Below are 25,775 nucleotides of genomic sequence, written 5' to 3'. Positions count from 1 at the left end.
GGCAGGTGATCGGACAGCGGTATCCCGGCACGTGCGGGCATTTCGTGGTCCGGGAGGTGGGCGCAGAGCGATGACCCGGCACGTGCGGGCATTTCGTGGTCGGCGCCGGGGGCGGTCCGCGGGGCAAGTCGGCACGTGCGGGGTTTTCGTGGTTGGCGAGGTGAGCGGACAGCGATATCCCGGCACGCGCGGGCTTTTCGTGGTTGGAGAGGTGAGCGGACAGCGATATCCCGGCACGTGCGGGCTTCTCGTGGTTCGGGAGGTGGGTGGACAGCGATAACCCCGCACGTGCGTGCATTGCGGGATCCGGAGTGGGGCCGGACAGCGATAACCCCGCACGTGCGGGCTTGTGGTTCGGCCGCCGGATTCGTCCGAGAGACGACGAAGCCCCCTCCCGGGCGGGTAGGGGGCTTCGTCGAGGTGGCCGGGTGGGTCAGCCGCGCGGGGGCGCGACGTCCGTCTGGGCCGGGAGGTTGGCGACGCCGACGGGGCAGGTCAGCCCGTTCGGGCCGTGGTTGCAGTAGCCGCCGGGGTTCTTGTCGAGGTACTGCTGGTGGTAGTCCTCGGCGTAGTAGAACGGGCCGGCCTGCTCGGCGGTGGCGATGGTCGTCGTGATGGTCCCGCGGCCCACCTTGGTCAGCTCGCCCTGGAACGCCTCGAGCGTCGCCTCGGCGGCCGCGGCCTGGCCGGGGGTCGTCGTGAAGATCGCCGAGCGGTAGGCGGTGCCGACGTCGTTGTACTGCCGGTTGCCCTGCGTCGGGTCGTGGTTCTCCCAGAACGCCTTGAGCAGCAGCTCGGGGGAGGTGGCGGTGGGGTCGTAGGCGACGAGGACGGCCTCGGCGTGGCCGGTGCGCCCCGTGCAGGTCTCCTCGTAGGTCGGGTTGGGGGTGAACCCGCCCATGTAGCCGGCCGCCGTCGTCACGACGCCGGGCAGCTTCCAGAAGATGCGCTCGACGCCCCAGAAGCAGCCCATCGCCACGTACAGCACCTCGGTGCCGTCGGGCCACGGACCCTCCAGGGGGGTGCCGAGCACCGTGTGGGTCGTGGGCACCGGGAAGATGCGGTGCTCGCGGCCCGGCAGGGCCTCCTCGCGGGTGGGGAGGGTGGTCTTCGCACTCGAACCGAAAAGCATGTGGGGTCCAACCGCCGGGGATGGCACGGTGTTCCGCGTGACCTCCCTCGTCCCGGTCTCCGGACTCGACACCGACCCCGCCGAGCGCGCCCGCTTCGATGCCTGGGCCCGTGTCCTCGAGGACGTCGCTTGCGACGAGCAGGGCGAGGACCACGACGCCTGGAGCGCCGAGGAGCTGCGCGGGCTCGAGGGGTCGGCGTCCAAGCGCCGCCTCCAGGTGCTCGCGCTCGACGGCGACGAGCCCGTCGGGGCGGCGGGCGTCATCGCCCCGCTGCTCGACAACGAGGGCACCGCCCAGCTCTTCGTCGCGGTGCTGCCGGCGCACCGGCATCGGGGCGTGGGGGACGCGCTGGTGCGCTGGGCCGTCGGCGAGGCGCACACCCTGGGGCGCACCACGCTGCACGCCGAGACGCAGTGGGGCGCCGACACGGATGACGACCCGTTCGCCGGATGGGTCGAGCGGCACGGCTTCGAGCCGGCGCAGACGGTGCTGCGCTCCGACCTCCCGGTGCACGAGGGCGAGGTGCCGGAGCCCGTCGTGGCCGACGGCTACCGGCTCGAGACGCACGTCGACGCGATGCCCGAGGCCGACCTCGCCGACCGCGCGTTCCTCGCCCGCCGGATGTCGACGGACGTGCCCCTCGGCGACCTCGAGCTGGCCGAGGAGGAGTGGGACGAGGAGCGCGTGCGCGGCGAGGACGAGCGCACCCGGGCGATGGGACGCCGCGTCGTGTCGACCTTCGTGCGCGACCTCGGCAGCGGTCGGCTCGTCGGCTACACGAGCATCCAGTGCCCGCAGGCCACGCCGCACCTCGCCTTCCAGCACGACACCCTCGTCACCCGCGAGCACCGCGGCCACGGGCTCGGGCTGGCGCTCAAGCTGGCCAACCTGCGGGCCCTCGCGCAGGCGCTGCCCGAGGTGCGCACGGTGCGCACCTGGAACGCCGAGGAGAACGCGCACATGCTCGCCGTCAACCGGGCCATGGGCTTCCGGCCCAGCGGCCGCCTGCGCACCTGGCAGCGGCACCTCGACCGAGGGTGAGCGCACCCCGCGGTCCCGCCGGGCCCCCCGCGGCCCCTACGCTCGGAGGATGACTTCCGAGAACCTCGGCTTCTCCTCCCGCGCCATCCACGCCGGGCAGGAGCCGGACCCGCTGACCGGCGCCGTCGTGCCGCCCATCCACCAGGTGAGCACCTACAAGCAGGACGGCGTGGGCGGCCTGCGCGGTGGCTACGAGTACTCGCGCTCGGCCAACCCGACGCGCGCCGCGCTCGAGGAGTGCGTCGCCGCGCTCGAGGGCGGTGAGCGCGGCTTCGCGTTCGCGAGCGGCCTCGCCGGCGAGGACACCGTCCTGCGTGCGCTGCTCGCGCCGGGCGACCACGTCGTCGTCCCGTCCGACGCCTACGGCGGCACCTACCGGCTCTTCAACCGCGTGCTCAAGCCGTGGGGTGTCGACCACTCGATCGCGAAGGTCGCCGACGTCGAGTCGGTGCGCGCCGCGATGCGCCCCGAGACGCGGATGGTGTGGGTCGAGACCCCGACCAACCCGCTGCTCGGCATCGCCGACATCGAGGCCATCGCCACGCTGACGCACGAGGCCGGCGCGCTGCTCGTCGTCGACAACACCTTCGCGTCGCCCTACCTGCAGAGCCCGATCGCGCTCGGCGCCGACGTCGTCGTCCACTCCACGACGAAGTACGCCGGCGGCCACAGCGACGTCGTCGGCGGCGCGGTCGTCGTCGCGCCGGGAGCCACGACGCGCGACGGCGAGTCGGTGGCCGAGCGGGTCGCCTTCCACCAGAACTCGATGGGCGCCGTCGCCGGCCCGTTCGACGCCTGGCTCGTGCTGCGCGGCCTCAAGACGCTCGCCGTCCGGATGGAGCGCCACTGCGACAACGCCGAGGCCGTCGTCGACTTCCTCCGGGGCCACCCCGGCGTCACCGCGGTCCACTACCCGGGCCTGCCCGACCACCCGAACCACGACGTCGCCCGGCGCCAGATGAAGCGCTTCGGCGGGATGGTCGCCTTCCGCGTCAAGGGCGGCGAGGACGTCGCGGCCAAGGTCTGCGGCGAGACGCAGCTGTGGACGCTCGGCGAGTCCCTCGGCGGCGTCGAGTCCCTCATCGAGCACCCCGGCCGGATGACGCACGCGTCCGTCGCGGGCACCGAGCTCGAGGTGCCGGCCGACCTCATCCGCCTGTCGGTGGGCATCGAGGACGTCGAGGACCTCGTCGCCGACCTGCGCCAGGCGCTCGACCGCCTCACCTGACCCGCAGCTCACGGGGCCGAGAACCCCCTCGAGAGAACAGAACACGCCGCGTGCGCCCCTGGCCGCGCGGCGTGTCCTGTTCGCTCGACGGGTGGGAGGCGGTCACAGACGACGCACAGCGAGGACACACGGTGCGGCTCGGTGCGCTTCCTACGGTCGTCGGGACGACACCGACCCGGAGGTACCCCCATGACGCACACCGACGACCGCCCCACCTACGAGGGCCGTCCGCTGCCCCGCCCCGACGACGAGGTCGTCGACCAGGGCCTGGCCTTCGACCTCGGCACGCTCCTCGACCGCCGCCGGATGCTCGCCGTCCTCGGCATCGGCGCCGCCGGCACCGCGCTCGCGGCCTGCGGGGCCTCGACCTCCTCCAGCGGCTCGAGCGCCACGACCTCGTCCGCCGCGACGGCGACCGCCTCCGCTGCGGCCAGCGACGCCGCCGACACGACCCTCACCGAGATCCCCGACGAGACGGCGGGCCCCTACCCCGGCGACGGCTCCAACGGCGCCGACGTCCTCGAGCAGAGCGGCGTGGTCCGCTCCGACATCCGCAGCAGCTTCGGCACCTCGACGACGACGGCCGAGGGCATCCCGATGACGTTGCGGCTGACCGTCCTCGACATCGCCGGGGGCGGCGGCCCGATGGCCGGAGCGGCCGTCTACGTCTGGCACTGCGACCGCGAGGGCCGCTACTCGATGTACACCGACGGCGTGACGCAGGAGAACTACCTGCGCGGCGTCCAGGTGACCGACGACTCCGGCGTCGTCGAGTTCACGAGCATCTTCCCGGCCTGCTACGCGGGGCGCTGGCCGCACATCCACTTCGAGGTCTACCCGGACGAGGCGAGCATCACCGACAGCGCGAACGTCATCGCCACCTCGCAGGTCGCGCTGCCGAAGGCGACCTGCGACACCGTCTACGCGACGAGCGGGTACGAGCAGTCGGTGCCCAACCTCGCGCAGCTCTCGCTGACGAGCGACATGGTGTTCGGCGACGACGGCGGCGTGCACCAGCTCGGCACCGTCTCCGGCGACACGAGCAGCGGCTACACGGTCGCGCTCACCGCGCCGGTCGACACGACGACGCAGCCCACCGGGGGAGGCGCCCCCGGCGGCGGTGCCCCCGGCCACTAGGGTCTCGGAGCGTGGGTGCGGTCCTGTGCGTCGACGTCGGGTCGACCTTCACGAAGGCGTTGCTCGTCGGTGACGACGGCGAGGTGGCGGGGCGCGCGTCGCACCCCACGACGGTCGCGACCGACGTCATGGACGGGGTCGACGCGGTCCGCGCCGCGCTCGCCGACGGGCGCGAGCCGGAGCGCACGCTCCTGTGCTCGAGCGCCGGCGGCGGGCTGCGCGTCGCCGTCGTCGGCTACGAGCGCGAGGTGACGGCGGAGGCCGGCTTCCGGGTCGGCCTCTCGGCGGGCGGACGCGTCGTGCACGTCGCCTCCGGGCCGATGGCCGGCGCCGACGTCGCCGCCCTGCGCGCCGACCGTCCCGACCTCGTCCTGCTCGTCGGCGGCACCGACGGGGGCAACGCCGACGTCCTGCTGCGCAACGCCCGTCGGCTCGCCCGGGCCCGGGTCACCGCCCCGGTCGTCGTCGCCGGCAACGCCGACGCCGCGGACGCCGTCGTCGCCGAGCTCGAGGCGACGGGGCGGCGCTTCACGGTGACCGACAACGTCCTGCCGCGCATCGGCGAGGTCGCCCCCGACGCCGCGCGCGCGGCCATCCGCGAGGTCTTCCTGCGCCACGTCATCGGCGGCAAGGGCCTCTCGCGCGGGCGCGGGTTCGCCGAGCTCGTCCGGGCCGCGACCCCCGATGCCGTCCTGCGGGGCGTCGAGGTGCTGGCCGAGGCGCGCGGCGAGGACGTCCTCGTCGTCGACGTCGGCGGCGCGACGACCGACGTCTACTCCGTCGTCACGCCGCAGGGCGAGGACGCCGCCATCCACCGCGAGGTCGTCGGCCCGGTCTGGCACGCCCGCACCGTCGAGGCCGACCTGGGCATGCGCTGGAACGCCGAGGGCATCGTCGAGGCGGCCGGGCGCGAGCGGATGCCCGTCGCCGCCGAGGTGGCCGCGCACGCCGCGCGGGTCGCGGCCGACACCGGTGCGCTGTCGGGCACGCCGGCCGAGTGGGCCGCCGACGAGGCCCTCGCGACCGCCGCCGTCACCGTCGCCCTGCGCCGCCACGGGCGTCCGGCCGCGGGGGAGCGGCCGCGGCCGCTCGCCGACGTCGGGATGCTCGTCGGCTCCGGCGGCGTCCTGCGGCACGCCCCCGACGGCACCGCCGAGCGCGTGCTCGGGGCCGCGCTCGCCGACCACGGGGGTGGCTGGCGGGTGCCCGACCGGGCCGTCGCCGCCGTCGACCGCGACTACGTCCTCTTCGCCGCCGGGCTCCTCGCCGACGTCGACCCCGCCCGGGCGTCCGCGCTGGTCGGGAGGTTGTCACCGAAAAGGGGGTGACCTCTGTCGGCGGTCACCCCTACGGTCGGTGCATGACGACCAGCGGCGCGGCCATCGAGGCCGTCGACCTCGTGAAGACCTTCGGGGACTTCACGGCCGTCGACGGCGTGAGCTTCTCGGTGCCGGAGGGCACCGTCTTCTCCATGCTGGGCCCCAACGGCGCCGGCAAGACCACCACCGTCCGGATGATGACGACGCTCTCGGTGCCGACGAGCGGCACCGCCCGGGTCGCGGGCCTCGACGTCGTCCGCGACGCCGACGCCGTGCGCCGCCGGATGGGGCTGACGGCGCAGTCGGCGACCGTCGACGAGCTGCTGACCGGCCGCGAGAACCTGCGGCTCGTCGGTGACCTCTACGGCCTCGACCGCCGCACGGTGCGCCGCGTCGCCGACGAGCTGCTCGAGCGGTTCTCGCTGACCGACGCCGCCTCCAAGGTCGTCAAGGAGTACTCCGGCGGGATGCGCCGCCGGCTCGACCTCGCCGCCAGCCTCGTCGCGACCCCGCCGGTCCTCTTCCTCGACGAGCCGACGACGGGCCTGGACCCGCGCAGCCGCGTCGAGCTCTGGGGCGTCCTGCGCGACCTCGTCCGCGAGGGCACGACGCTCTTCCTCACGACGCAGTACCTCGACGAGGCCGACCAGCTGGCCGACCGCATCGTCGTCGTCGACCACGGGCGGGTCATCGCCGACGGCACGCCGCTCGAGCTCAAGGACCGCTCGGGCGCCGCGAGCCTCGTCGTCGCGGTCAGCCGCCCGGCCGAGGTCGAGCGGGCGGCCGACATCGTCCGCCGCGAGGTCGGCGAGATCCACCTCGACCGCGGCGCCCGCCGCATCACGGCTCCCGCCGAGGGGGTCGGGGCGCTGACCCGCATCGCGGCCCGGCTCGACGAGGCCGGCATCGACCTCGACGACATCGGCCTGCAGCGCCCGAGCCTCGACGACGTCTTCCTCACCCTGACCGGGCACCGGGCCGAGTCCGAGGCCCCCGACGCCGGTGGTCCCGCCGCCGACGCGAGCGCCGAGGAGGCCCTCCGATGACCGCACCCACGACGACCTCCGCCGGCCGCCCGTTCCACGCCGAGCACCCGAGCGCGACGGGCACGAGCCCCCTCCGGCAGGTCTCGGCGCTGGTGCGCCGCAACCTGACCCACATCAAGCGCCAGCCCGAGATGCTCACCGACGTCACCATCCAGCCGGTGATGTTCGTGCTGCTCTTCGCCTTCGTCTTCGGCGGCTCGATCGTCGTGCCGGGCGTCGACTACAAGGAGTGGCTGCTGCCGGGGATCATGGCGCAGACGATGACCTTCAGCGCCTTCATCGTCGCGATCGGCCTCAACACCGACCTCGGCAAGGGCATCGTCGACCGGTTCCGGTCGCTCCCGATCGGCCGCTCGTCGGTCGTCGTCGCCCGCAGCGTCTCGAGCCTCATCCACTCCTCGATCGGCATCGTCGTCATGTCCGTCACCGGGCTGTTCGTCGGCTGGGGCATCCACCACGGGGTGCTGCGCGGGCTCGCCGGGTACGGGCTGCTCCTGCTCTTCGGCTTCGCGATGATCTGGGTCGGCATCCTCTTCGGGTCCGCGCTGCGCTCGGTCGAGGCGGTGCAGGGCGTCATGTTCACGACGGTCTTCCCGATCACGTTCCTGTCCAACGCCTTCGCGCGGACCGACGTGATGCCCGACTGGCTGCGCTTCCTCGCCGAGTGGAACCCGATCAGCTCCCTCGTCCAGGCGCTGCGCGAGCTCTGGGGCAACGACGGCATCCCGCTGCCCGCCGACTCGGCGCTGCCGCTGCAGCACCCGGTGCTCACGACGGTCATCTGGTCGGTCGGGCTCTCGGCGGTGCTGGCGCCGCTGGCGGTCCGCTCGTTCGTCAACCGGACCCGCGACTGACCGAGGTCGTCGGCGCCCACGCCGTCACCGGCGGGGGCGGCGACGTGCTTCGATGACGGCATGACCGCCGTGCGCCTCGTCGACGTCTTCTCCGAGCGAGCCTTCCGGGGCAACGCCCTCGCCGTCCTCCACGACGCCGACGGGATGTCCGACGACGAGATGCTCGCCGTCGCCCGGTGGACCAACCTCTCGGAGACGACCTTCCTCACCGCCCCGACAGACCCGCGGGCCGACTACGGCGTGCGGATCTGGACGATCGGCGGGGAGCTGACGTTCGCCGGCCACCCGACGCTCGGTAGTGCGCACGCGTGGCTCGAGGCCGGGGGAGTGCCGCGCACCGAGGGCGTCGTCGTGCAGGAGTGCGCCGCCGGGCTCGTCGAGGTCCGGCGCGGCGCCGACCGGCTGGCCTTCGCGGCCCCGCCGCTCGTGCGGTCCGGGGCGGTCGAGGGCGACGAGCTCGCGCGGGTCGTGGCGGCGCTGGGCGTCGCGCCGGGCGACGTCGTCGACGCCGCCTGGGTCGACAACGGGCCGGGCTGGCTCGCGGTGCTGCTCGCCTCGCCGGAGGCCGTCCTGTCGGCGGCACCCGACCCGGTGCTCGCCCGCGGGATGAAGGTCGGGCTGGCCGCCCGCTACCCGGAGGGCGTGGGCACCGACGGGGTCGACCTCGAGGTGCGGGCCTTCTTCTCCGACGAGCGCGACTTCGGCGAGGACCCGGTCACGGGCAGCCTCAACGCGGGCCTGGGCCAGTGGCTCGTCCCCGCCGGGTACGCGCCCGAGCACTACGTCGCGGCGCAGGGCACCGTCCTCGGCCGCGAGGGCCGGGTCCACGTCGACGTCGAGGACGGCGTCGTCTGGGTCGGCGGGGCGACGCACACCCTCGTCGAGGGCTCCCGCCCCGCCTGACGCACGCAGGCACCGGGCATCCCGCCGGGGTGCCCGGCCGGGGCGACCTCGTCCCGCCGAGGTGGTCTCGCCCGGCCGGGGTGCCATGGCACACCGGCACGACGAGGTGGGGGCGGCACGGCGAGGGCAGGGCGGCACCCCCGGGATGAGGCGTGGACGACGGACGGCCCGGCCCCCACGAGGGGGGCCGGGCCGTCCGTCACGTCGCCGGGGCGGCGGGACTCAGCCGGTGTACGGCGTCGCCTTGAGGATCTTGACCGCGATCTGCTTGCCGTTGGGGGCCTCGTAGGAGACCTCGTCGCCGACCTTGTGGCCGTTGACGGCCGCACCGATCGGGGACTTCTCGGAGAACACCTGCATCGAGGAGTCGGTGATCTCGCGGGAGCCGAGGAGGAACTCCTCCTCGTCGCCGAACATGTCGACGGTGACGATCATCCCGGGCTCGACGACCCCGTCGTCGGCCGGCGTCTCGCCGATGACCGCGTTCTCGAGCAGCTGCGTCAGCTGGCGGATGCGGGCCTCCATCTTGCCCTGCTCCTCCTTGGCCGCGTGGTAGCCACCGTTCTCCTTGAGGTCGCCCTCCTCGCGGGCCGCCTCGATCTTCTTGGCGATCTCGGTGCGGCCGGGGCCGGTCAGCTCGTCGAGCTCGGCGCGGAGGCGGTCGAAGGCCGCCTGCGTGAGGTAGCTCTGGTTCGTCGTCTCGGTCACGGGTCATCAACTCCTGCGAAGGTGCATGGGGCGCCGGACCCTCGCGGGCTCGCCGCGGGGTGCTTACGGCAACGGGCCCGGGCCGACCGCCGATTCTCGGCGCTTGCGTCGGCACGGACCCGAACGTGAAGCCGTCAGTCTAGCAACGTGCGGCGCCGGCGCCACACCCGCGCACCGCGTCGTGCGAGGTCAGCCCGCCGTGAAGCGCACGCAGGACTCGACGACACCGGTCACCGCGCGGGCGCTCGTGCGCACCTCGACGACGCGGTGGACGATCGCCGGCCCGTCGGCGGGGATGGCGTCCTCGACCGTGCCGACGCGCCCCTTGGAGCCGTCGAGGCCGCTGACCCGGCACGTGACGGCCGTGCCCTCCGGCCGGACGAGGTCGTAGCCGACCCGCACGAGGGCGTCGGACTCGACGCGGTACCCGGTGACGGTCGGCCGCACCTGGCCCGCGGTGGCGCTCCATCCGTACCAGGCGATGCCGGCCACGGCGAGGACCACGGCGGCGATCGCGAGGAGGGCGCGACGGCCCGCCGGGTCGTGCGGGTCGGGCAGGCGCACGGCTGCTCCTTCGACGGTCGGCGGGCAGTGAGAGGATGGTCCTCGGTCCATTCTCGGGTACCGCCCGAGCCCACCTGCACGAAGGGTCTCTCATGTCCGAACGGCTCCGGCTCATGTGCGTCCACGCGCACCCTGACGACGAGTCGAGCAAGGGCGCGGCGACGATGGCGAAGTACGTCGACGCCGGCCACGAGGTGCTCGTCGTCTCCTGCACCGGCGGTGAGCGGGGCGACATCCTCAACCCGCGGCTCAAGGAGGACGTGCACATCCTGCGCGACCTCGCCCAGGTGCGCCGCGACGAGATGGCGCGCGCCCAGGAGATCCTCGGCGTCCAGCACACCTGGCTCGGCTTCGTCGACTCCGGCCTGCCGGAGGGCGACCCGCTGCCCCCGCTGCCCGAGGGCTGCTTCGCGCTCGAGCCGCTCGAGGTGACCACCGAGGCCCTCGTCCGCGAGATCCGCCGCTTCCGCCCGCACGTCGTCACGACGTACGACGAGAACGGTGGCTACCCCCACCCCGACCACATCATGTGCCACGACGTGTCGGTCAACGCCTTCGCCGCCGCCGGCGACCCGGACGCCTTCCCCGAGGCCGGTCCGGCGTGGCAGCCGCTCAAGCTCTACTACAACCAGACCTTCAGCCGGGCGCGCATCGAGGCCTTCCACGAGGCGCTGACCGGCCTCGGCCGCGAGAGCCCGTACGCCGAGTGGCTCGAGAACTGGACGCGCACGGAGCGGGTCGTCACGACCCGCGTCGAGTGCTCCGCCTGGTACGACCGGCGCGACGCGGCCCTGCTCGCGCACGCCACGCAGGTCGACCCCGACGGCACCTGGTTCCAGGTGCCGCGCGAGCTCCAGGCGCAGGTGTGGCCGATCGAGGAGTACGAGCTCGCGCTCTCCTTCGTCCCGGTCGCCGACGACGAGGACGACCTCTTCGCCGGTCTGCCGACCGACCTCGCCGAGGCCGACGCCCTCGCGACGAGCCCCGAGCTCGTCCTCGTCCACGACACCGTCACGGAGCGTGCCGCATGAACGACTCCCCGCCCGACGTCTCGACCGGCTTCCTCGCCTTCATCGCGTTCACGTTCCTCGCGCTCGCACTCTGGTTCCTCATGCGGAACATGAACGCGCGGATGCGCCGGATGTCCTACCGCCAGCAGCGGGCCCACCGCGGCAGCGACGAGCCGCAGGCCGGCCCGGCCGAGGTCGAGCCGGAGGCCGACGGCGGGACCACGCCCACCGACGGCCGGCGCGACGACGGGTCTCCCGGACCCGCCTGAGCGCCGCGGCCCGCGCGCTCCGTCCTCGGTCCGCGTGCTCCGTCCCCACCGGGGACGGGCGCGGGCTCAGGCCTGCGGGCCGGTCAGGGCGAGCGAGGCCGCGACGAAGTGCGCGGTGAACGCGAGCACGGTCAGCGCGTGGAACACCTCGTGGAAGCCGAACCAGCGCGGCGAGATGTTGGGCCGCTTGGTGCCGTAGACGATGGCGCCGAGGCTGTAGAGCACGCCGCCGACGACGACCCAGGCCATGACGCCGCTGCCGGCGTGCTGGACGAGGGGGCCGAAGTAGAAGACGGCGACCCAGCCGAGCATGAGGTAGGCCGGCACGTAGAGCCAGCGCGGGGCGCCGGTCCAGAAGACCCGGAAGGCGACCCCGAGCAGGGCGCCGCTCCAGACGATGACGAGCATCCGGCGGGCCTGGTCGGCGGGCAGCATCAGCGCGAAGGGCGTGTAGCTGCCGGCGATGATGAGGAAGATGTTCGAGTGGTCCCAGCGGCGCAGGAACGCGCCGACGCGCGGCGACCAGGTGCCGCGGTGGTAGACCGCCGAGGTGCCGAAGAGCAGGACGGCGGTGCCGGCGAACACGGCGGCCGAGATCTTGCCCTCGGTCGTCGACGCGAGGAGCACGAGGACGACGCCCGCGACGAGCGCCACGGGGGTCATCCCGGCGTGCAGCCAGCCGCGCAGCTTGGGCTTGACGGTGACGAGGGCGGCCTCGACGCGCTGCTCGAGCGCCTCGAGCCGGCGGGGCTCCAGGGCGGGGTCGGGCTGCTCACGGGTCATGCGTCCACGGTAACCTACGCGAGCGTAGGTTAGGAAGCGGAACGACCCGCCCGCGTCGTGAGGTCGGGCACGGCGGCGCGGAGTACCGTGGGCCCGCGACCGCCCCGCCGGGCGGTCGGATCCGGAGCGCACGGGAAGGGCGGCTGGCATGCGGCGGCTCAGCGACGTCCTCTACGCCGCGTACGCCAAGCGGGTGGCCCGTCAGCTCGGGGGAGCGCCGGTGCCGCGCCACGTCGGCGTGCTCGTCGACGGCAACCGGCGCTGGGCCAAGCAGCGCGGCGCCGGGACCGAGGAGGGGCACCGCGCCGGCGCCGACAACATCCTCAACCTGCTCACCTGGTGCGACGAGGTGGGGGTCGAGCTCGTCACCCTGTGGCTGCTCTCGACCGACAACCTCAACCGCCCCGAGGCCGAGCTGCGCCCGCTGCTCGGCATCATCGAGGACTCCGTCGACTCGATCGGGGCGACGCTGCGCTGGCGGGTCAACCCCGTCGGCGCGCTCGACCTGCTGCCGGCCGCGACCGCGCAGCGCCTCAAGGCCGCGGCCGAGCGCACCCGCGAGGTCGACGGGATGCTCGTCAACGTCGCCGTCGGCTACGGCGGCCGGCGCGAGATCGCCGACGCGGTGCGCAGCCTGCTCCACGAGCACGCGACGCGTGGCACGAGCATCGAGGAGCTCGCGGAGGTCATCGACGTCGAGCACATCGCCGAGCACCTCTACACCAAGGGCCAGCCGGACCCGGACCTCGTCATCCGCACCTCGGGCGAGCAGCGGCTCTCGGGGTTCCTGCTGTGGCAGAGCGCGCACAGCGAGTTCTACTTCTGCGAGGCCTACTGGCCCGACTTCCGCAAGGTCGACTTCCTGCGGGCCCTGCGCGCGTACGGGGAGCGTCACCGCCGCTACGGCGCCTGACCCGCGCCCGGCGCCGGGCTGCCACAAGACCGGGTGGACGGTCGGCCGATCCCGTGTGAACCCCGGGTGACCTGCGGGGACGAACGGATGACATTTCGTCCCAGCCGTCACACCGGTCACTGCAGCCACCCCCGCACCGACACGCCGGACCGCTCCTCCCGCCCTCTCCCCGGGGCGGTCGTAGCGTCGAGCCACGATCCTCCGTCGACCACCAGGAGCGAGCCATGACCCCGAGCACCGTGACGGCAGCCAGCACGCGAGCGGGGGAGGACGGGCCGCGCCGCACCTTCGTGCTCGACACCTCGGTCCTGCTGTCGGACCCCCGGGCCATCCTGCGCTTCGCCGAGCACGAGGTCGTGCTCCCCGTCGTCGTCGTCACCGAGCTCGAGGGCAAGCGCCACCACCCCGAGCTCGGCTACTTCGCGCGCCAGGCGCTGCGGATGCTCGACGACCTGCGGATCAAGGCCGGCCGCCTCGACGCCCCGGTGCCCGTCGGCGAGGTCGGCGGCACGCTGCGCGTCGAGCTCAACCACACCGACCCGATGTCCCTGCCCGCCGGCTTCCGGCTCGGCGACAACGACACCCGCATCCTCGCCGTCGCCCGCAACCTCGCGAACGAGGGCCACCTCGTCACGGTCGTCAGCAAGGACCTGCCGATGCGGGTCAAGGCGTCGGCGTGCGGCCTCGAGGCCGAGGAGTACCGCGCCGAGCTGGCCGTCGAGTCGGGCTGGACCGGCATGGCCGAGCTCGACGTCTCGGTCGAGGAGATGGACCACCTCTACGAGTACGGCCGCCTCGAGCACGCCGGCGCCGCCGAGATGCCGTGCCACACCGGCCTCAAGCTGCTCTCGCCGCGGGGCTCGGGCCTCGGGCGCGTCGGCCCGGACAAGCAGGTGCGGATGGTGCGCGGCGACCGCGACGCCTTCGGCCTGCACGGCCGCAGCGCCGAGCAGCGCATCGCCCTCGACCTGCTCCTCGACCCCGATGTCGGCATCGTCAGCCTCGGCGGGCGGGCCGGCACCGGCAAGTCGGCGCTCGCCCTGTGCGCCGGGCTCGAGGCGGTCATGGAGCGGCGCCAGCAGCGCAAGGTCGTCGTCTTCCGCCCCCTCTACGCCGTCGGCGGCCAGGAGCTCGGCTACCTGCCCGGGTCCGAGGCCGAGAAGATGAACCCGTGGGGCCAGGCGGTCTTCGACACCCTCTCGGCGCTCGTGTCGCGCGAGGTCGTCGACGAGATCCTCGACCGGGGGATGCTCGAGGTGCTGCCGCTGACCCACATCCGCGGACGCAGCCTCCACGACGCGTACGTCATCGTCGACGAGGCCCAGAGCCTGGAGCGCAACGTCCTGCTCACCGTGCTGTCGCGGATCGGCCAGAACTCCAAGGTCGTCCTGACCCACGACGTCGCCCAACGCGACAACCTGCGGGTCGGGCGGCACGACGGCGTCGTCGCGGTCGTCGAGGCGCTCAAGGGGCACCCGCTGTTCGCCCACGTGACGCTGACGCGCTCCGAGCGCAGCCCGATCGCGGCCCTCGTGACCGACCTGCTCGAGGGGCTCGAGGTCTGACCGAACGGCCCCTGACCTGCTCGTCTGAGCGGATGCTCAGGGGCCGATTTCGGTCCGGGACCGGTCTGGACCTAGGCTAAGGTCTCGATTCAGTAACGCCGCTCGTGGCTGCACCACGCCCGAGCCGCACCCACCCCTCGGAAGGTCCGCCGGTCCCTCATGGCCCGATACACCCCGCGTCACGCCCCGCGCCACGCCGCTCCCAAGCGGTCGCTCGGGCGGACCGCCGTGTCCGTGGTCGGCCGGCCGCTGGTCTCGACCAGCCTCGTCGCCGCCGTCGTCACGAGCGGCATCGCCCTGAGCGGCACCTTCGAGGACTCGGCCAACGCCGACGCCGTCGGCCTCGCGTTCGACGACTCGGCCACCGCCAGCTCGACGCAGGAGAGCCAGGTCGCCCTCGAGGACGCCGCCCGCGTCGCCTCGGACCGCTCTGCCACGAACGTCCAGAAGTCCGTCGTCGCCGCCAAGGCCGACGCCACGCAGAAGGCCGAGGCCGCCGCGCTCGCCAAGAAGCGCCGCGTCGCCCAGGAGCGCGCCGCCCGCGCCGCCGAGCGCAAGAAGGTCCTCGAGAACGCGCAGGAGGACCCCAAGTCCGTCGCGCGCCTGCTCCTGCCCGAGCACGGCTTCGGCTCCGACCAGTGGGGCTGCCTCGAGCAGCTGTGGATCGGCGAGAGCGACTGGCGCTGGTACGCCGAGAACTCCTCCTCCGGCGCCTACGGCATCCCGCAGTCGCTGCCCGCGAACAAGATGGCCAGCGTCGCGAGCGACTGGCGCACCAACCCGGTCACCCAGATCACCTGGGGCCTGGACTACATCAAGCGCTCGTACGGCACCCCGTGCAACGCGCTCGCGCAGTGGCAGGCGCGCTCGCCGCACTGGTACTGAGCACCCCCGCACGCAGACGAAGGGCCCCGGCGCACGCCGGGGCCCTTCGCGCGTCGCGGCGCGAGGTGCCTCGCCCCGGGGCGTCGCTCGTCAGATCTTGCGCAGCCGGATGTGCGTGACGGCGTGGTCGGCGCCCTTGCCGAGGACGAGCGTCGCGCGCTCGCGGGTGGGCTGGACGTTCTCGACGAGGTTGGGCTCGTTGATCGCCGACCAGATGCCGGCCGCGGTCTCGCGGGCCTGCGCGTCGCTGAGCTCGGCGTAGCGGTGGAAGTAGGACTGGGGGTCGGCGAACGCCGTCTCGCGCAGCCGCAGGAAGCGCTCGACGTACCAGCGCCGCACCTCGTCCAGCGGCGCGTCGACGTAGACCGAGAAGTCGAAGAAGTCCGACACCGCGATCGTGCTCTCGCCGTCGGGCCGGCTGCCGGGCGGCTGGAGCACGTTGAGGCCCTCGATGATGAGGACGTCGGGCTTGCGCACCTCGACCGGCTCGGGCAGCACGTCGTAGGTGAGGTGCGAGTACTGCGGCGCCTGGACGACGGGCATCCCCGACTTGACGTCGGCGACGAAGCGCAGCAGCGCGCGGCGGTCGTAGGACTCGGGGAAACCCTTGCGCTGCAGCAGCCCTCGTCGCTCGAGCTCGGCGTTGGGGTAGAGGAAGCCGTCCGTCGTCACGAGCTCGACGCGCGGGGTGTGCGGCCACCGCGACATCAGCTCGCGCAGGATGCGGGCCGTCGTCGACTTGCCGACCGCGACCGAGCCGGCGACGCCGACGACGAAGGGCACCCGGCTCGGGCGCTCGCCGAGGAACTCGCTCGTCGCCAGGCGCAGCCCGTGTACGGCCTCGACGTAGAAGTGCAGGAGCCGCGAGAGCGGCAGGTAGACGTCCTCGACCTCGCGCAGGTCGAGGCGGTCCCCGAGGCCGCGCAGCCGCGAGATGTCGTCCTGCGTGAGGCTCATGGGGTGCTCCTCGCGCAGCCGCGACCAGGTCCCCCGGTCCAGCTCCACGTACGGGGTCGGCACCCCGGCGGCCCCGGTCACGCCGAGGCGCGCCAGTGCCTGCTCCGTTGCGGTCACTCCTGCATCATTCCGCATCGGCCCACCGTCGCCGCGGAAGCCCCGCCCCCGCGGGCCGTCGGGGCCCTGCGGGCGCCGGTGCGCGGGCCCCGCCGGTGACCGGCTGCGGGGCCGTCAGCGGATAGGCTGCCCGCCATGTGTGGAATCGTCGGCTACGTCGGCCGGAGCATGGACGGGACGGCGCTCGACGTCGTCATGGAGGGCCTGAGCCGCCTCGAGTACCGCGGGTACGACTCGGCGGGCGTCGCCCTCGTCACCGACGACGGCGTGAGCACCGAGAAGCGCGCCGGCAAGCTCGAGAACCTCCGCTCGGCCCTCGAGGCCCACCCCCTCGGCCCGTCGCGCACCGGCATCGGCCACACCCGCTGGGCGACGCACGGCGGCCCGACCGACGGCAACGCGCACCCGCACCGTGGGGGCGAGGGCGAGAAGCTGGCCCTCATCCACAACGGCATCATCGAGAACTTCCACGCGCTGAAGAAGGAGCTCCTCGCCGAGGGCGTCGAGTTCCTCTCCGAGACCGACACCGAGGTCGCGGCCAAGCTCGTCGGGCGTGAGTACGACCGCCTCGGCGACCTCACCGAGGCGATGCGCGCCGTCGTCGGCCGCCTCGAGGGCGCGTTCACCCTCCTCGCCGTCCACGCCGACAGCCCCGGCGTCGTCGTCGGCGCCCGCCGCAACAGCCCGCTCGTCGTCGGCCTCGGCGACGGCGAGAACTTCCTCGGCAGCGACGTCGCGGCGTTCATCGGCTACACCCGCCATGCGCTCGAGCTCGGCCAGGACCAGATCGTCACGATCACCCCGGACGGCCACTCGGTCATCGGCTTCGACGGCTCGCCCGCCGAGGGCAAGTCCTACGAGGTCACCTGGGACGCCGCCGCCGCCGAGAAGGGCGGCTACGCGACGTTCATGGAGAAGGAGATCCACGAGCAGCCGCACGCCGTCGCCGACACGCTGCTCGGGCGCACCGACGAGTCGGGCGCCCTCGTCCTCGACGAGGTCCGCATCTCCGAGGAGCGCCTGCGCCAGGTCCGCCGCATCACGATCGTCGCGTGCGGCACCGCGTCGTACGCCGGCATGGTCGCCAAGTACGCCATCGAGCACTGGACGCGCATCCCCGTCGAGGTCGCCCTCGCCCACGAGTTCCGCTACTGCGACCCGATCGTCGACGAGGACACCCTCGTCGTGTCGATCAGCCAGTCCGGCGAGACGATGGACACGCTCATGGCGGTCAAGCACGCCACCGAGCTCGGCGCGATGACGCTGTCGATCTGCAACACGCACGGCTCGACGATCCCGCGCGAGTCCGACGCCGTGCTCTACACGCACGCCGGCCCCGAGATCGCCGTCGCCTCCACGAAGGCCTTCCTCGCGCAGATCACCGCCTGCTACGTGCTCGGCCTCTACCTCGCTCAGCTGCGCGGGGAGACCTACGCCGACGACGCGAAGGCCGTCATGGCCGAGCTCGGCGAGATCCCCGCGAAGATCGAGGACCTCCTCGGCCGGATGGGCCGCGTGCAGGAGATGGCCGAGTTCATGGCCGACACCCGCACGGTGCTCTTCCTCGGCCGCAACGTCGGCTACCCCGTGGCGATGGAGGGTGCGCTCAAGCTCAAGGAGCTCGCGTACATCCACGCCGAGGGCTTTGCCGCCGGTGAGCTCAAGCACGGCCCGATCGCGCTCATCGAGCCCGGCCAGCCGGTGTTCGTCGTCGTGCCGGGGCCGGACACCCCGCACGAGCTGCACAAGAAGGTCGTCTCCAACATCCAGGAGATCCGGGCCCGCGGTGCGCGCACGCTCGTCATCGCCCACGACGGCGACGAGGACGTCGTGCCGTTCGCGAGCGAGGTCGTCCGCATCCCGCAGTGCTCGCCGATGCTGGCGCCGCTGCTCGCGGTCGTGCCGCTGCAGGTCTTCGCGCTGCACCTGGCCACGGCCAAGGGCCTCGACGTCGACCAGCCGCGCAACCTCGCGAAGTCGGTCACGGTCGAGTGACGTCGGGGACGGCCGCGTGACGCCGGTGGCGCGATGATCGTCGGGGTCGGCATCGACGTCGTCGACGTCGAGCGCTTCGGCGCGACGCTCGAGCGCACGCCGCGCCTCGGCGAGCGGCTGTTCACCGAGGGCGAGCGCGTGCTGCCGCTCAACTCCCGCGCCGCGCGCTTCGCGGCGAAGGAGGCGCTGGCCAAGGCGCTGGGGGCGCCGGTCGGCCTGCAGTGGCACGACGCCGAGGTCGTCCGGGGGCCCGACCGCCGGCCGGCCTTCCGGCTGCGCGGCACCGTCGAGGCGGCGGTCGCCGAGCTCGGCATCACGTCCATCCACGTGTCGCTCTCGCACGACGCCGGGATCGCCTCGGCGGTCGTCGTCGCGGAGCGGGAGGAGCAGCGGTGATCGAGGCCTACGCAACCGATGCGGTGTACGCCGCCGAGGAGGCGCTCATGGCGACCCTCGACGACGGCGAGCTGATGGCGCGGGCCGTCGAGGGGCTGGCGGCGGTGGCGGCGGCGCGGCTCGAGGAGCGCGCGGGCCGGACGGTCGTCGCGCTGGTCGGGCCCGGCAACAACGGGGCGGACGCGCTGTACGCGGCGGCCCTGCTCGCGGAGTCGGGCTACGCGGCGGTGGCGCTCGTTGGTGACGTCGTGCACGACGGGGCGCGGGCGGCGGCCGAGGCGGTGGGCGTCGTCCTGACCGGTGACGTCGCGCTCGTCGCGGAGGCCGACCTCGTCCTCGACGGCGTGCTGGGCATCGGGGCGCGGCCCGGGCTGCCCGCGTGGGCGGCGGAGTGGGTCGCGGCGGTGCCGGAGTCGGCGTACGTGCTGGCCGTCGACCTGCCGTCGGGCCAGGACCCGGCGGGCGAGGTGTTCGACGCCGACGGCGTGCTGGCCGACGAGACGGTGACCTTCTCGGTGGCCAAGCCGGTGCACCTGCTGGCGCCGACCGAGCAGGCGTGCGGGGCGCTGACCGTGGTCGACATCGGGCTCGAGGTGGACGCGACGCCGGCCGTGCGGCGGATCGACCACGACGACGTCGCCGGGATGTGGCCGGTGCCCGGGCCGCGCGACGACAAGTACTCGCGCGGCGTGCTCGGCGTCGTCGCGGGCGGGGAGTCGTACACCGGGGCGGCGCTGCTGTGCACGACCGCCGCGGTCGAGGCGGGCGCGGGGATGGTGCGCTACGTCGGCACCCCGACCCCCGAGGGGCTCGTCCGAGCGCACGTGCCGGAGGTGACGCACGGCGTGGGCCGGGTGCAGGCGTGGGTCGTCGGGCCGGGGCTCGACACGACGTCGCGGGCGGCCGGCTCCAAGGCGCAGCTGGACGTGGCGCGCGACGCGCTGGCGGGGGAGGAGCCGGTGCTCGTCGACGCCGGCGGGCTCGACCTCGTCGTCCCGGCGGTGGTGCGCAAGCGCGCCGGCCGGGTCACGCTGCTGACGCCGCACGCCGGCGAGTGCGCCCGGATGCTCACGCGGCTGACGGGGGAGGACGTGTCCCGCTCGGCCGTCGAGGCCGCGCCGCTGCGGCACGCGCGGCGGCTGGCCGAGGTGGCGGGCGCGACGGTGCTGCTCAAGGGGGCGACGACGCTCGTCGTGCCCCCCGAGCCCGGCGCGCCGGTGTGGTCGCAGGCCGATGCGCCGACGTGGCTGGCGACCGCCGGAGCCGGTGACGTGCTGGCCGGGGTGGTCGGGACGCTGCTGGCGTCCGGGCTGCGGGCGGACGTGGCGGGGGCGCTCGGCGCGCTCGTGCACGGCCTGGCCGCGGAGCGGGCCAACCCGGGCGGGCCGGTGCGGGCGCTCGCGGTGGCGCGGGCGGTGCCGGCCACGGTGGCCGCCCTGCTGCGGCGCTGATTTCTGGGGTCAGGCCGGGCCCGCGCCCGCCCCTCGGACGCCGGCCAAGAGTGTGCTCTCCCGAACTCCACGCGGCACGGGTGGTTTACCTCCCACCGCGGGAGGTTTCCCTCCCGCTGCGCAAGGTCTCGCTCCCGGCGTGACTGGTTTACCCGCCATCCTGGGAGGTTTCCCTCCCGGGGTGGGAGGTCTTGCTGTCACCGCGGGTGGTTTCACTCCCGGGGTGGGGGTGGTGGTCGCGGGGTGGGAGGAATTCCTCCCAAGATGCGTGGAGGCTGGGAGGACACACGTTCTCTCCGCACCGAGTCCCACGCTCCCGCCGGCGGTCGGCGCACGGGGGAGGCCGGCCCGGAGGGTCGGGGGTCTCCGGGGCTCCGGCACACCCGGACGGTCGGTCGTCCGGCCCCGGGTCGGGCGCCGGTCGGCCGCAACTCGTGACCTCCGGGGATGCGGCCCCACCTGCGGTCCTAGACTGGACAGGCTCATGACCGACCACCCCGCCCCCACCGCACCCGCCCGAGCGTCCGCGCCGACGGGTGCGTCCGCGTGGGTCACGGTCGACGCGGCCGCCATCCGCGACAACGTCGCCGAGCTCGTGCGCCGCTCGGCGCCCGCGCAGGTCATGGCCGTCGTCAAGGCCGACGCCTACGGGCACGGCCTCGTCACCGCGGCACGGGCCGCCCTCGCCGGTGGCGCCGCCTGGCTCGGGGTCGCCCAGCTCGCCGAGGCCCTCGCGCTGCGCGCCGCCGGCGTCACCGCCCCCGTCCTCACGTGGATCTACCCGCCGCAGGCCGACCTCGGCGCGGCCCTCGACGCCGGCATCGACCTCACCGTCGGCAGCCGCTGGAACCTCGACGCCGTCGTCGCCGTCGCCCGCGAGCGCGGCACCACGGCCGACGTCCAGGCCAAGGTCGACACCGGCCTCGGCCGCGGTGGGGTCCTCACCGACTGGAGCGAGTTCACCACCGCGCTCGCGGTCGCCGTCGCCGAGGGCGCCGTCCGCGTCACCGGGACGTGGTCGCACTTCGCCTGGGCCGACGCGCCGCAGCATCCCACCGTCCGCGCCCAGCAGGAGCGCTTCGGCGAGGCCGTCTCCGAGCTCGAGGCCGCCGGCGTCGACCCCGGCCTGCGCCACCTCGCCAACTCCGCCGCGACCCTGACCAACCCCTCGGCCCACTTCGACCTCGTGCGTCCCGGCCTCGCGGTCTACGGCCTCTCGCCGGTGCCCGACCTCGGCAGCCCGGCCGACTTCGGGCTGCGCGAGGCGATGCGCGTCACGGCCCGCCTCACGCAGGTCAAGCGCGCCCGGGCCGGCCAGGGCGTCAGCTACGGCCACGAGTACACGACCGACCGCGACACCGTCCTCGGCCTCGTCCCGATGGGCTACGCCGACGGCGTCCCGCGCCACGCCGGCAACGCCGGCCCGCTGCAGGTCCACGGCCGCCGGCACACCATCGCCGGCCGCGTCTGCATGGACCAGGTCGTCCTCGACCTCGGCCCGGACTTCGACGGCGCCCCCGGCGACGAGGTGACCCTCCTCGGCCGCGGCGCCGACGGCGAGCCGACCGCCCAGGACTGGGCCGAGGCCGCCGGCACGATCAACTACGAGGTCATCACCCGGATGGCCCCGCGCCTGCCCCGCGTCGTCGTCGGGGAGGACGCCTGATGCCGACCCGTCCCACCGGGGGTCCGCTCGGGCTGCTCGGCGCCGTCGGCAGCCGGGTCCGGCGCGGCCCGGCGGTGCGCCCCGACCTCGGCGACCCCGCCGAGGGCTGGGGGCACGTGCCGAGCGAGTCCCTCACGGTGCACACCGACGACGGCGTCGACCTGCACGTCGAGATCGACGCCCCGCGCGCCGCGAGCCGGGGCCGGCGCCACCTCGCCGGGCGCACCCCCACCGTCGTCATGGCCCACGGCTTCGCCCTGACGATGCAGTCCTGGGTGCTCCAGCGCCGGGCGCTGCTCGACCAGGGCCTGCGCGTCGTCACCTACGACCAGCGCGGGCACGGCCGCTCGTCCACGCCGGACCTCTCCACCTGCACCGTCGCACGCCTCGGGCTCGACCTCGCCGCCGTCATCGAGGCCACGTGCCCGACCGGGCCGGTCGTCCTCATCGGACACTCGATGGGCGGCATGAGCGTCATGTCCTTCGCCGGGCAGCACCCCGACGTGGTCCGCGACCGGGTCCTCGCCGTGGGCCTCGTCTCGACCTCGCCGGGCGGCCACGAGGTCACCGAGTTCGGCCTCGGCCCGCTCGCGGGCCGCGTCGTCGGCTCCCTCGGCCCGGGCGTCCTCACCCGCCTCTCCCGGCACGCCGGCCCGATCGGTGTCCTGCGCAAGATGGGCAAGGGCGTCCAGGACCTCGCCGTCGCCCGCTGGGCCTTCGACTCCCCGGTGAGCCCCGCGCTCGTCGACCTCGTCGCCGAGATGATCTTCGAGACCTCCTTCGACGTCATGGCCGCGTTCCTCCCCGACATCGACGACCTCGACCTCGTCCCCTCCCTGGATGCGCTGGCCGGGGTCGAGCTCCTCGTCATCAACGGCGCGGGCGACCTCATCACGCCGGCGTCGCACTCCGAGGAGATCGTCCGTCACGTCCCCGGCGCCGAGCACGTCGTCGTCGAGGACGCCGGCCACATCCTCATGCTCGAGCACCCCGACCTCGTGACCGAGCAGCTGCTCGCGCTCATCCAGCGCGCCCGGCGCGCGGTCGCCGAGGGCGTGCCCGTCAGCAGCAAGCCGCGCGTGCGGCGCACCGTCCAGGACATCTCGAAGAAGCGGCGGGCCGCGCGGGCCCGCAGGGAGGCGGCCTCGTGAGCGCCCGTCGGTTCGTGCTGCCCGAGGTCGACGACACCCGGGCCCTCGGCTCGGCCCTCGGCGGCGTGCTGCGCGCCGGGGACCTCGTCGTCCTCACCGGAGGCCTCGGCGCGGGGAAGACCACCCTGACGCGCGGCCTCGGCGAGGCCCTCGGGGTCCGCGGAGCCGTGACCTCCCCGACCTTCGTCATCGCCCGCGTCCACCCCTCGACCGTCGGCGGGCCGGCGCTCGTCCACGTCGACGCCTACCGCCTCGACGGCGCGCTCGAGCTCGACGACCTCGACCTCGACGCGAGCGTCGAGGAGTCCGTCACCGTCGTCGAGTGGGGCCACGGCCTCGCCGAGGGCCTGGCCGAGGACCGCCTCGAGGTCGTCCTCGACGTCGACCTCGGGACCGAGCGCCGCACCGCCACCGTCACCGGGGTCGGCGGCCGCTGGGCCACCGACGGCGACGACGCCCCCGACCCGCTCGCACCCCTCGGAGGAGAGCCGTGCTGACCCTCGCCCTCGACACCTCCACCTCGGCCATCGGCGTCGCCGTGCTGCGTGACGGCGAGGGGCCCGTCGTCGGCGTCGAGATCGATGCCCGCGCCCACACCGAGCTGCTCGCCCCGCTCGTCGAGCGCACCCTGGCGCAGGCCGGCGCGAGCGTCCGCGACGTCACCGACCTCGCCGTCGGCACCGGCCCGGGCCCGTTCACCGGCCTGCGGGTCGGGATGGTCACCGCCGTGACGATGGGTTACGCGCTCGACGTGCCGGTGCACGGCGTCTGCTCGCTCGACGTCCTTGCCGAGCAGGCGCTCGCGGCGACCGACGCCGACGAGGTGCTCGTCGCGACGGATGCCCGGCGCCGCGAGGTCTACTGGGCGCGCTACCGCCGCGGGGCCGACGGCGTGGCCGAGGCCCTGACCGAGCCGGCCGTCGAGGCCCCCGCCGGCCTGCCAGCCGAGGTCCGCGCGCTGCCGACCGCGGGACGCGGACCGCTGCTCTACGCCGACCTGTTCGAGGCCCCGCTGGCCGACGTCCTCGACGTCGACCCCGGCGTGCTCGCCCGGGTCGCGGTGCGCCGCAACGCCGCCGGCACCCCGATGCCCGTCGAGCCCCTCTACCTGCGCCGCCCGGACGCGCTGACCACCGCGGAGCGCGCCGCCCGATGAGCCCCGCGACCCTCCGCGACGCGCGCTGGCCGGACGTCACCGGCCTCGCGGCGCTCGAGGCGTCGCTCTTCCCCGACGACGCCTGGAGCGAGGCCTCGTGGTGGTCCGAGCTCGCGGCGCGACCCCGGCGTGACTACGTCGTCGCGGCCGACGACGCGGGCGCGCTCCTCGGCTACGGCGGCCTCGACCACGGCGGCGAGGTCTCGGACGTCATGACCGTCGCGGTCTCGCCGCAAGCGCGCGGGCAGGGTCTCGGTCGCGTGCTGCTGGCCGACCTCGAGCGACGAGCGCTGGCCCGCGGCGCCGAGCACGTCCTGCTCGAGGTGCGCGCCGACAACGCGCCGGCGGTCGGCCTGTACGAGTCCTCCGGCTACGGCACCATCAGCCGCCGGCGCCGTTACTACCCCGGGGGCGTCGACGCCCTCGTGATGCGAAAGTCCCTCCAGCAGAACGGAGCCGCAGATGGCTGACGAGCCCCTCGTCCTCGGCATCGAGACCTCCTGCGACGAGACCGGCGTCGGGCTCGTGCGCGGCGAGACCCTCCTGTTCGACGCCATCGCGAGCAGCGTCGACGAGCACGCGCGCTTCGGCGGCGTCGTGCCCGAGGTCGCGAGCCGCGCCCACCTCGAGGCGATGGTCCCGACGATCGAGCGCGCGTGCACCGAGGCCGGCGTCACGCTGCGCGACGTCGATGCCGTCGCCGTCACCTCGGGCCCGGGTCTCGCCGGGGCGCTGATGGTCGGGGTCGCCTCCGCGAAGGCGCTGGCCCTCTCGCTCGGCGTCCCGCTGCACGGCGTCAACCACCTGGCGAGCCACGTCGCCGTCGACATCGTCGAGCACGGCCCGCTGCCCGAGCCGACGCTCGCGATGCTCGTCTCCGGCGGGCACTCCTCGCTGCTGCTCGTCCCCGACGTCACGCACGACGTGCGCAGCCTCGGCTCGACGATCGACGACGCCGCGGGGGAGGCGTTCGACAAGGTCGCGCGCGTCCTCGGGCTGCCGTTCCCCGGCGGCCCGCACATCGACCGGGTGGCGCGCGAGGGGCAGGTCGTCATCGACTTCCCGCGCGGCCTCACCGGCGGGCGCGACATGGAGCGCCACCGCTTCGACTTCTCGTTCTCCGGGCTCAAGACCGCCGTCTCGCGCTGGGTCGCCGCGAAGGAGGCTGCGGGAGAGACGGTTCCGGTCGCCGACGTCGCCGCCAGCTTCCAGGAGGCCGTGACCGACGTGCTGACCCGCAAGGCGATCGACGCCTGCCGCGAGCACGGCGTCGGTCACCTGCAGATCGGCGGCGGCGTCGCCGCGAACTCCCGGCTGCGGGCGATGGCCCAGGAGCGCTGCGACACCGCGGGCATCGAGCTGCGCGTACCGCGGCCGAAGCTGTGCACCGACAACGGCGCGATGGTCGCCGCGCTCGGGGCGCAGATGGTGCTCAAGGGCCGGCCGCCGTCGGACCTCGGCATCCCGGCCGACTCCTCGATGCCGGTGACGGTCGTCTCGGCCTGACGCGCGAACCGGGCGTCCGCAC

The 25,775-nt window shown here is 74.3% G+C and carries 26 protein-coding genes; 21 read left to right on the top strand and 5 right to left on the bottom strand.

Features of this window, described 5'->3' with window-relative positions:
• Positions 1 to 433 precede the first annotated feature (433 nt).
• Positions 434 to 1,132, bottom strand: a complete 699-nt coding sequence (msrA, locus tag HL663_RS18790; protein ID WP_173029850.1) for a peptide-methionine (S)-S-oxide reductase MsrA — start codon at positions 1,130 to 1,132, stop codon at positions 434 to 436.
• A 37-nt stretch (positions 1,133 to 1,169) separates the two neighbouring features.
• Here msrA and HL663_RS18785 point away from each other — a divergent pair, with 37 nt between their 5' ends.
• The 7 genes from HL663_RS18785 (at position 1,170) to HL663_RS18755 (ending at position 8,661) form a co-directional block, all read left to right on the top strand.
• Positions 1,170 to 2,174, top strand: coding sequence for a GNAT family N-acetyltransferase (locus tag HL663_RS18785; RefSeq protein WP_173029849.1), 1,005 nt, complete (start codon positions 1,170 to 1,172; stop codon positions 2,172 to 2,174).
• A 49-nt stretch (positions 2,175 to 2,223) separates the two neighbouring features.
• The gene (locus tag HL663_RS18780) at positions 2,224 to 3,402 is read left to right on the top strand and encodes a cystathionine gamma-synthase (protein ID WP_173029848.1); all 1,179 of its coding nucleotides are present in this window, start codon (positions 2,224 to 2,226) and stop codon (positions 3,400 to 3,402) included.
• Positions 3,403 to 3,591: 189 nt separating this feature from the next.
• Entirely contained in the window at positions 3,592 to 4,539 is a 948-nt protein-coding gene (locus HL663_RS18775; protein ID WP_173029847.1) for a dioxygenase family protein, read from the top strand.
• A gap of 11 nt (positions 4,540 to 4,550) precedes the next feature.
• Complete coding sequence (locus HL663_RS18770; protein WP_173029846.1) at positions 4,551 to 5,867, top strand: glutamate mutase L; 1,317 nt, start codon at positions 4,551 to 4,553, stop codon at positions 5,865 to 5,867.
• A gap of 32 nt (positions 5,868 to 5,899) precedes the next feature.
• Positions 5,900 to 6,904, top strand: a complete 1,005-nt coding sequence (locus HL663_RS18765) for an ATP-binding cassette domain-containing protein (RefSeq protein WP_173029845.1) — start codon at positions 5,900 to 5,902, stop codon at positions 6,902 to 6,904.
• The gene (locus HL663_RS18760) at positions 6,901 to 7,758 is read left to right on the top strand and encodes an ABC transporter permease (RefSeq protein ID WP_173029844.1); all 858 of its coding nucleotides are present in this window, start codon (positions 6,901 to 6,903) and stop codon (positions 7,756 to 7,758) included. The genes HL663_RS18765 and HL663_RS18760 overlap by 4 nt, the downstream gene beginning before the upstream one ends.
• Positions 7,759 to 7,818: 60 nt before the next feature.
• Positions 7,819 to 8,661, top strand: a complete 843-nt coding sequence (locus HL663_RS18755; protein ID WP_173029843.1) for a PhzF family phenazine biosynthesis protein — start codon at positions 7,819 to 7,821, stop codon at positions 8,659 to 8,661.
• A 222-nt stretch (positions 8,662 to 8,883) separates the two neighbouring features.
• Here the strand turns inward: HL663_RS18755 and greA are convergent, their stop codons facing one another.
• Positions 8,884 to 9,369, bottom strand: coding sequence for a transcription elongation factor GreA (gene greA / locus HL663_RS18750; protein WP_173029842.1), 486 nt, complete (start codon positions 9,367 to 9,369; stop codon positions 8,884 to 8,886).
• A 189-nt stretch (positions 9,370 to 9,558) separates the two neighbouring features.
• Entirely contained in the window at positions 9,559 to 9,933 is a 375-nt protein-coding gene (locus HL663_RS18745) for a DUF4307 domain-containing protein (RefSeq protein ID WP_173029841.1), read from the bottom strand.
• A 92-nt stretch (positions 9,934 to 10,025) separates the two neighbouring features.
• Between HL663_RS18745 and mca the strand changes: the two genes are divergently transcribed.
• Both mca and HL663_RS18735 read left to right on the top strand, forming a co-directional pair.
• Positions 10,026 to 10,964: a mycothiol conjugate amidase Mca gene (gene mca / locus HL663_RS18740; RefSeq protein ID WP_173029840.1), complete on the top strand. Its 939-nt coding sequence runs from the start codon at positions 10,026 to 10,028 to the stop codon at positions 10,962 to 10,964.
• Positions 10,961 to 11,212, top strand: coding sequence for a hypothetical protein (locus tag HL663_RS18735; RefSeq protein WP_173029839.1), 252 nt, complete (start codon positions 10,961 to 10,963; stop codon positions 11,210 to 11,212). Before mca ends, HL663_RS18735 begins: the two co-directional genes overlap by 4 nt.
• A 66-nt stretch (positions 11,213 to 11,278) precedes the next feature.
• Here the strand turns inward: HL663_RS18735 and trhA are convergent, their stop codons facing one another.
• A complete protein-coding gene (gene trhA, locus HL663_RS18730) occupies positions 11,279 to 11,995 on the bottom strand; it encodes a PAQR family membrane homeostasis protein TrhA (RefSeq protein ID WP_173029838.1) in 717 nt (238 codons plus the stop codon).
• Between the two features lie 148 nt (positions 11,996 to 12,143).
• Here trhA and HL663_RS18725 point away from each other — a divergent pair, with 148 nt between their 5' ends.
• The 3 genes from HL663_RS18725 (at position 12,144) to HL663_RS18715 (ending at position 15,358) form a co-directional block, all read left to right on the top strand.
• Positions 12,144 to 12,908: an isoprenyl transferase gene (locus HL663_RS18725; protein WP_173029837.1), complete on the top strand. Its 765-nt coding sequence runs from the start codon at positions 12,144 to 12,146 to the stop codon at positions 12,906 to 12,908.
• A 224-nt stretch (positions 12,909 to 13,132) separates the two neighbouring features.
• Positions 13,133 to 14,473: an RNA 5'-3' helicase PhoH2 gene (gene phoH2 / locus HL663_RS18720; RefSeq protein ID WP_173029836.1), complete on the top strand. Its 1,341-nt coding sequence runs from the start codon at positions 13,133 to 13,135 to the stop codon at positions 14,471 to 14,473.
• Between the two features lie 159 nt (positions 14,474 to 14,632).
• Positions 14,633 to 15,358, top strand: coding sequence for an aggregation-promoting factor C-terminal-like domain-containing protein (locus HL663_RS18715; protein WP_173029835.1), 726 nt, complete (start codon positions 14,633 to 14,635; stop codon positions 15,356 to 15,358).
• 90 nt (positions 15,359 to 15,448) lie between these two features.
• Here HL663_RS18715 and coaA read toward each other — a convergent pair whose 3' ends face one another.
• A complete protein-coding gene (gene coaA / locus HL663_RS18710) occupies positions 15,449 to 16,450 on the bottom strand; it encodes a type I pantothenate kinase (RefSeq protein WP_173029834.1) in 1,002 nt (333 codons plus the stop codon).
• Positions 16,451 to 16,567: 117 nt separating this feature from the next.
• Between coaA and glmS the strand changes: the two genes are divergently transcribed.
• The 9 genes from glmS (at position 16,568) to tsaD (ending at position 25,753) form a co-directional block, all read left to right on the top strand.
• The gene (glmS, locus tag HL663_RS18705; RefSeq protein ID WP_173029833.1) at positions 16,568 to 18,427 is read left to right on the top strand and encodes a glutamine--fructose-6-phosphate transaminase (isomerizing); all 1,860 of its coding nucleotides are present in this window, start codon (positions 16,568 to 16,570) and stop codon (positions 18,425 to 18,427) included.
• Between the two features lie 33 nt (positions 18,428 to 18,460).
• A complete protein-coding gene (locus HL663_RS18700) occupies positions 18,461 to 18,823 on the top strand; it encodes a holo-ACP synthase (protein WP_173029832.1) in 363 nt (120 codons plus the stop codon).
• Positions 18,820 to 20,274, top strand: a complete 1,455-nt coding sequence (locus tag HL663_RS18695) for a bifunctional ADP-dependent NAD(P)H-hydrate dehydratase/NAD(P)H-hydrate epimerase (RefSeq protein ID WP_173029831.1) — start codon at positions 18,820 to 18,822, stop codon at positions 20,272 to 20,274. The genes HL663_RS18700 and HL663_RS18695 overlap by 4 nt, the downstream gene beginning before the upstream one ends.
• A gap of 484 nt (positions 20,275 to 20,758) precedes the next feature.
• Positions 20,759 to 21,940 (top strand): alanine racemase, encoded by a 1,182-nt coding sequence (gene alr, locus HL663_RS18690; protein WP_173029830.1) that lies wholly within the window; start codon positions 20,759 to 20,761, stop codon positions 21,938 to 21,940.
• Complete coding sequence (locus tag HL663_RS18685; RefSeq protein ID WP_173029829.1) at positions 21,940 to 23,091, top strand: alpha/beta fold hydrolase; 1,152 nt, start codon at positions 21,940 to 21,942, stop codon at positions 23,089 to 23,091. Before alr ends, HL663_RS18685 begins: the two co-directional genes overlap by 1 nt.
• Complete coding sequence (gene tsaE, locus HL663_RS18680; RefSeq protein ID WP_173029828.1) at positions 23,088 to 23,588, top strand: tRNA (adenosine(37)-N6)-threonylcarbamoyltransferase complex ATPase subunit type 1 TsaE; 501 nt, start codon at positions 23,088 to 23,090, stop codon at positions 23,586 to 23,588. Before HL663_RS18685 ends, tsaE begins: the two co-directional genes overlap by 4 nt.
• Complete coding sequence (tsaB, locus tag HL663_RS18675) at positions 23,582 to 24,247, top strand: tRNA (adenosine(37)-N6)-threonylcarbamoyltransferase complex dimerization subunit type 1 TsaB (RefSeq protein WP_173029827.1); 666 nt, start codon at positions 23,582 to 23,584, stop codon at positions 24,245 to 24,247. The genes tsaE and tsaB overlap by 7 nt, the downstream gene beginning before the upstream one ends.
• A complete protein-coding gene (gene rimI, locus HL663_RS18670) occupies positions 24,244 to 24,717 on the top strand; it encodes a ribosomal protein S18-alanine N-acetyltransferase (protein WP_173029826.1) in 474 nt (157 codons plus the stop codon). Before tsaB ends, rimI begins: the two co-directional genes overlap by 4 nt.
• Positions 24,710 to 25,753, top strand: coding sequence for a tRNA (adenosine(37)-N6)-threonylcarbamoyltransferase complex transferase subunit TsaD (gene tsaD, locus HL663_RS18665; RefSeq protein WP_173029825.1), 1,044 nt, complete (start codon positions 24,710 to 24,712; stop codon positions 25,751 to 25,753). The genes rimI and tsaD overlap by 8 nt, the downstream gene beginning before the upstream one ends.
• The last annotated feature ends 22 nt before the right edge of the window (positions 25,754 to 25,775 follow it).

It is taken from the genome of Arthrobacter sp. NEB 688 (genome assembly GCF_013201035.1).
GTDB lineage: Bacteria > Actinomycetota > Actinomycetes > Actinomycetales > Dermatophilaceae > Phycicoccus.
Note: the sequence above shows the minus strand (reverse complement) of the source record. Positions and strands in the feature narration are given on the sequence as shown.

Coding starts and splice junctions, on each gene's coding strand:
- msrA (WP_173029850.1), bottom strand. CDS start 1,132: ATGCTTTTCGGTTCGAGTGCGAAGACCACCCTCCCCACCCGCGAGGAG.
- HL663_RS18780 (WP_173029848.1), top strand. CDS start 2,224: ATGACTTCCGAGAACCTCGGCTTCTCCTCCCGCGCCATCCACGCCGGG.
- HL663_RS18775 (WP_173029847.1), top strand. CDS start 3,592: ATGACGCACACCGACGACCGCCCCACCTACGAGGGCCGTCCGCTGCCC.
- HL663_RS18765 (WP_173029845.1), top strand. CDS start 5,900: ATGACGACCAGCGGCGCGGCCATCGAGGCCGTCGACCTCGTGAAGACC.
- HL663_RS18760 (WP_173029844.1), top strand. CDS start 6,901: ATGACCGCACCCACGACGACCTCCGCCGGCCGCCCGTTCCACGCCGAG.
- HL663_RS18755 (WP_173029843.1), top strand. CDS start 7,819: ATGACCGCCGTGCGCCTCGTCGACGTCTTCTCCGAGCGAGCCTTCCGG.
- mca (WP_173029840.1), top strand. CDS start 10,026: ATGTCCGAACGGCTCCGGCTCATGTGCGTCCACGCGCACCCTGACGAC.
- HL663_RS18735 (WP_173029839.1), top strand. CDS start 10,961: ATGAACGACTCCCCGCCCGACGTCTCGACCGGCTTCCTCGCCTTCATC.
- trhA (WP_173029838.1), bottom strand. CDS start 11,995: ATGACCCGTGAGCAGCCCGACCCCGCCCTGGAGCCCCGCCGGCTCGAG.
- HL663_RS18725 (WP_173029837.1), top strand. CDS start 12,144: ATGCGGCGGCTCAGCGACGTCCTCTACGCCGCGTACGCCAAGCGGGTG.
- phoH2 (WP_173029836.1), top strand. CDS start 13,133: ATGACCCCGAGCACCGTGACGGCAGCCAGCACGCGAGCGGGGGAGGAC.
- HL663_RS18715 (WP_173029835.1), top strand. CDS start 14,633: ATGGCCCGATACACCCCGCGTCACGCCCCGCGCCACGCCGCTCCCAAG.
- coaA (WP_173029834.1), bottom strand. CDS start 16,450: ATGCGGAATGATGCAGGAGTGACCGCAACGGAGCAGGCACTGGCGCGC.
- glmS (WP_173029833.1), top strand. CDS start 16,568: ATGTGTGGAATCGTCGGCTACGTCGGCCGGAGCATGGACGGGACGGCG.
- HL663_RS18700 (WP_173029832.1), top strand. CDS start 18,461: ATGATCGTCGGGGTCGGCATCGACGTCGTCGACGTCGAGCGCTTCGGC.
- alr (WP_173029830.1), top strand. CDS start 20,759: ATGACCGACCACCCCGCCCCCACCGCACCCGCCCGAGCGTCCGCGCCG.
- HL663_RS18685 (WP_173029829.1), top strand. CDS start 21,940: ATGCCGACCCGTCCCACCGGGGGTCCGCTCGGGCTGCTCGGCGCCGTC.
- rimI (WP_173029826.1), top strand. CDS start 24,244: ATGAGCCCCGCGACCCTCCGCGACGCGCGCTGGCCGGACGTCACCGGC.
- tsaD (WP_173029825.1), top strand. CDS start 24,710: ATGGCTGACGAGCCCCTCGTCCTCGGCATCGAGACCTCCTGCGACGAG.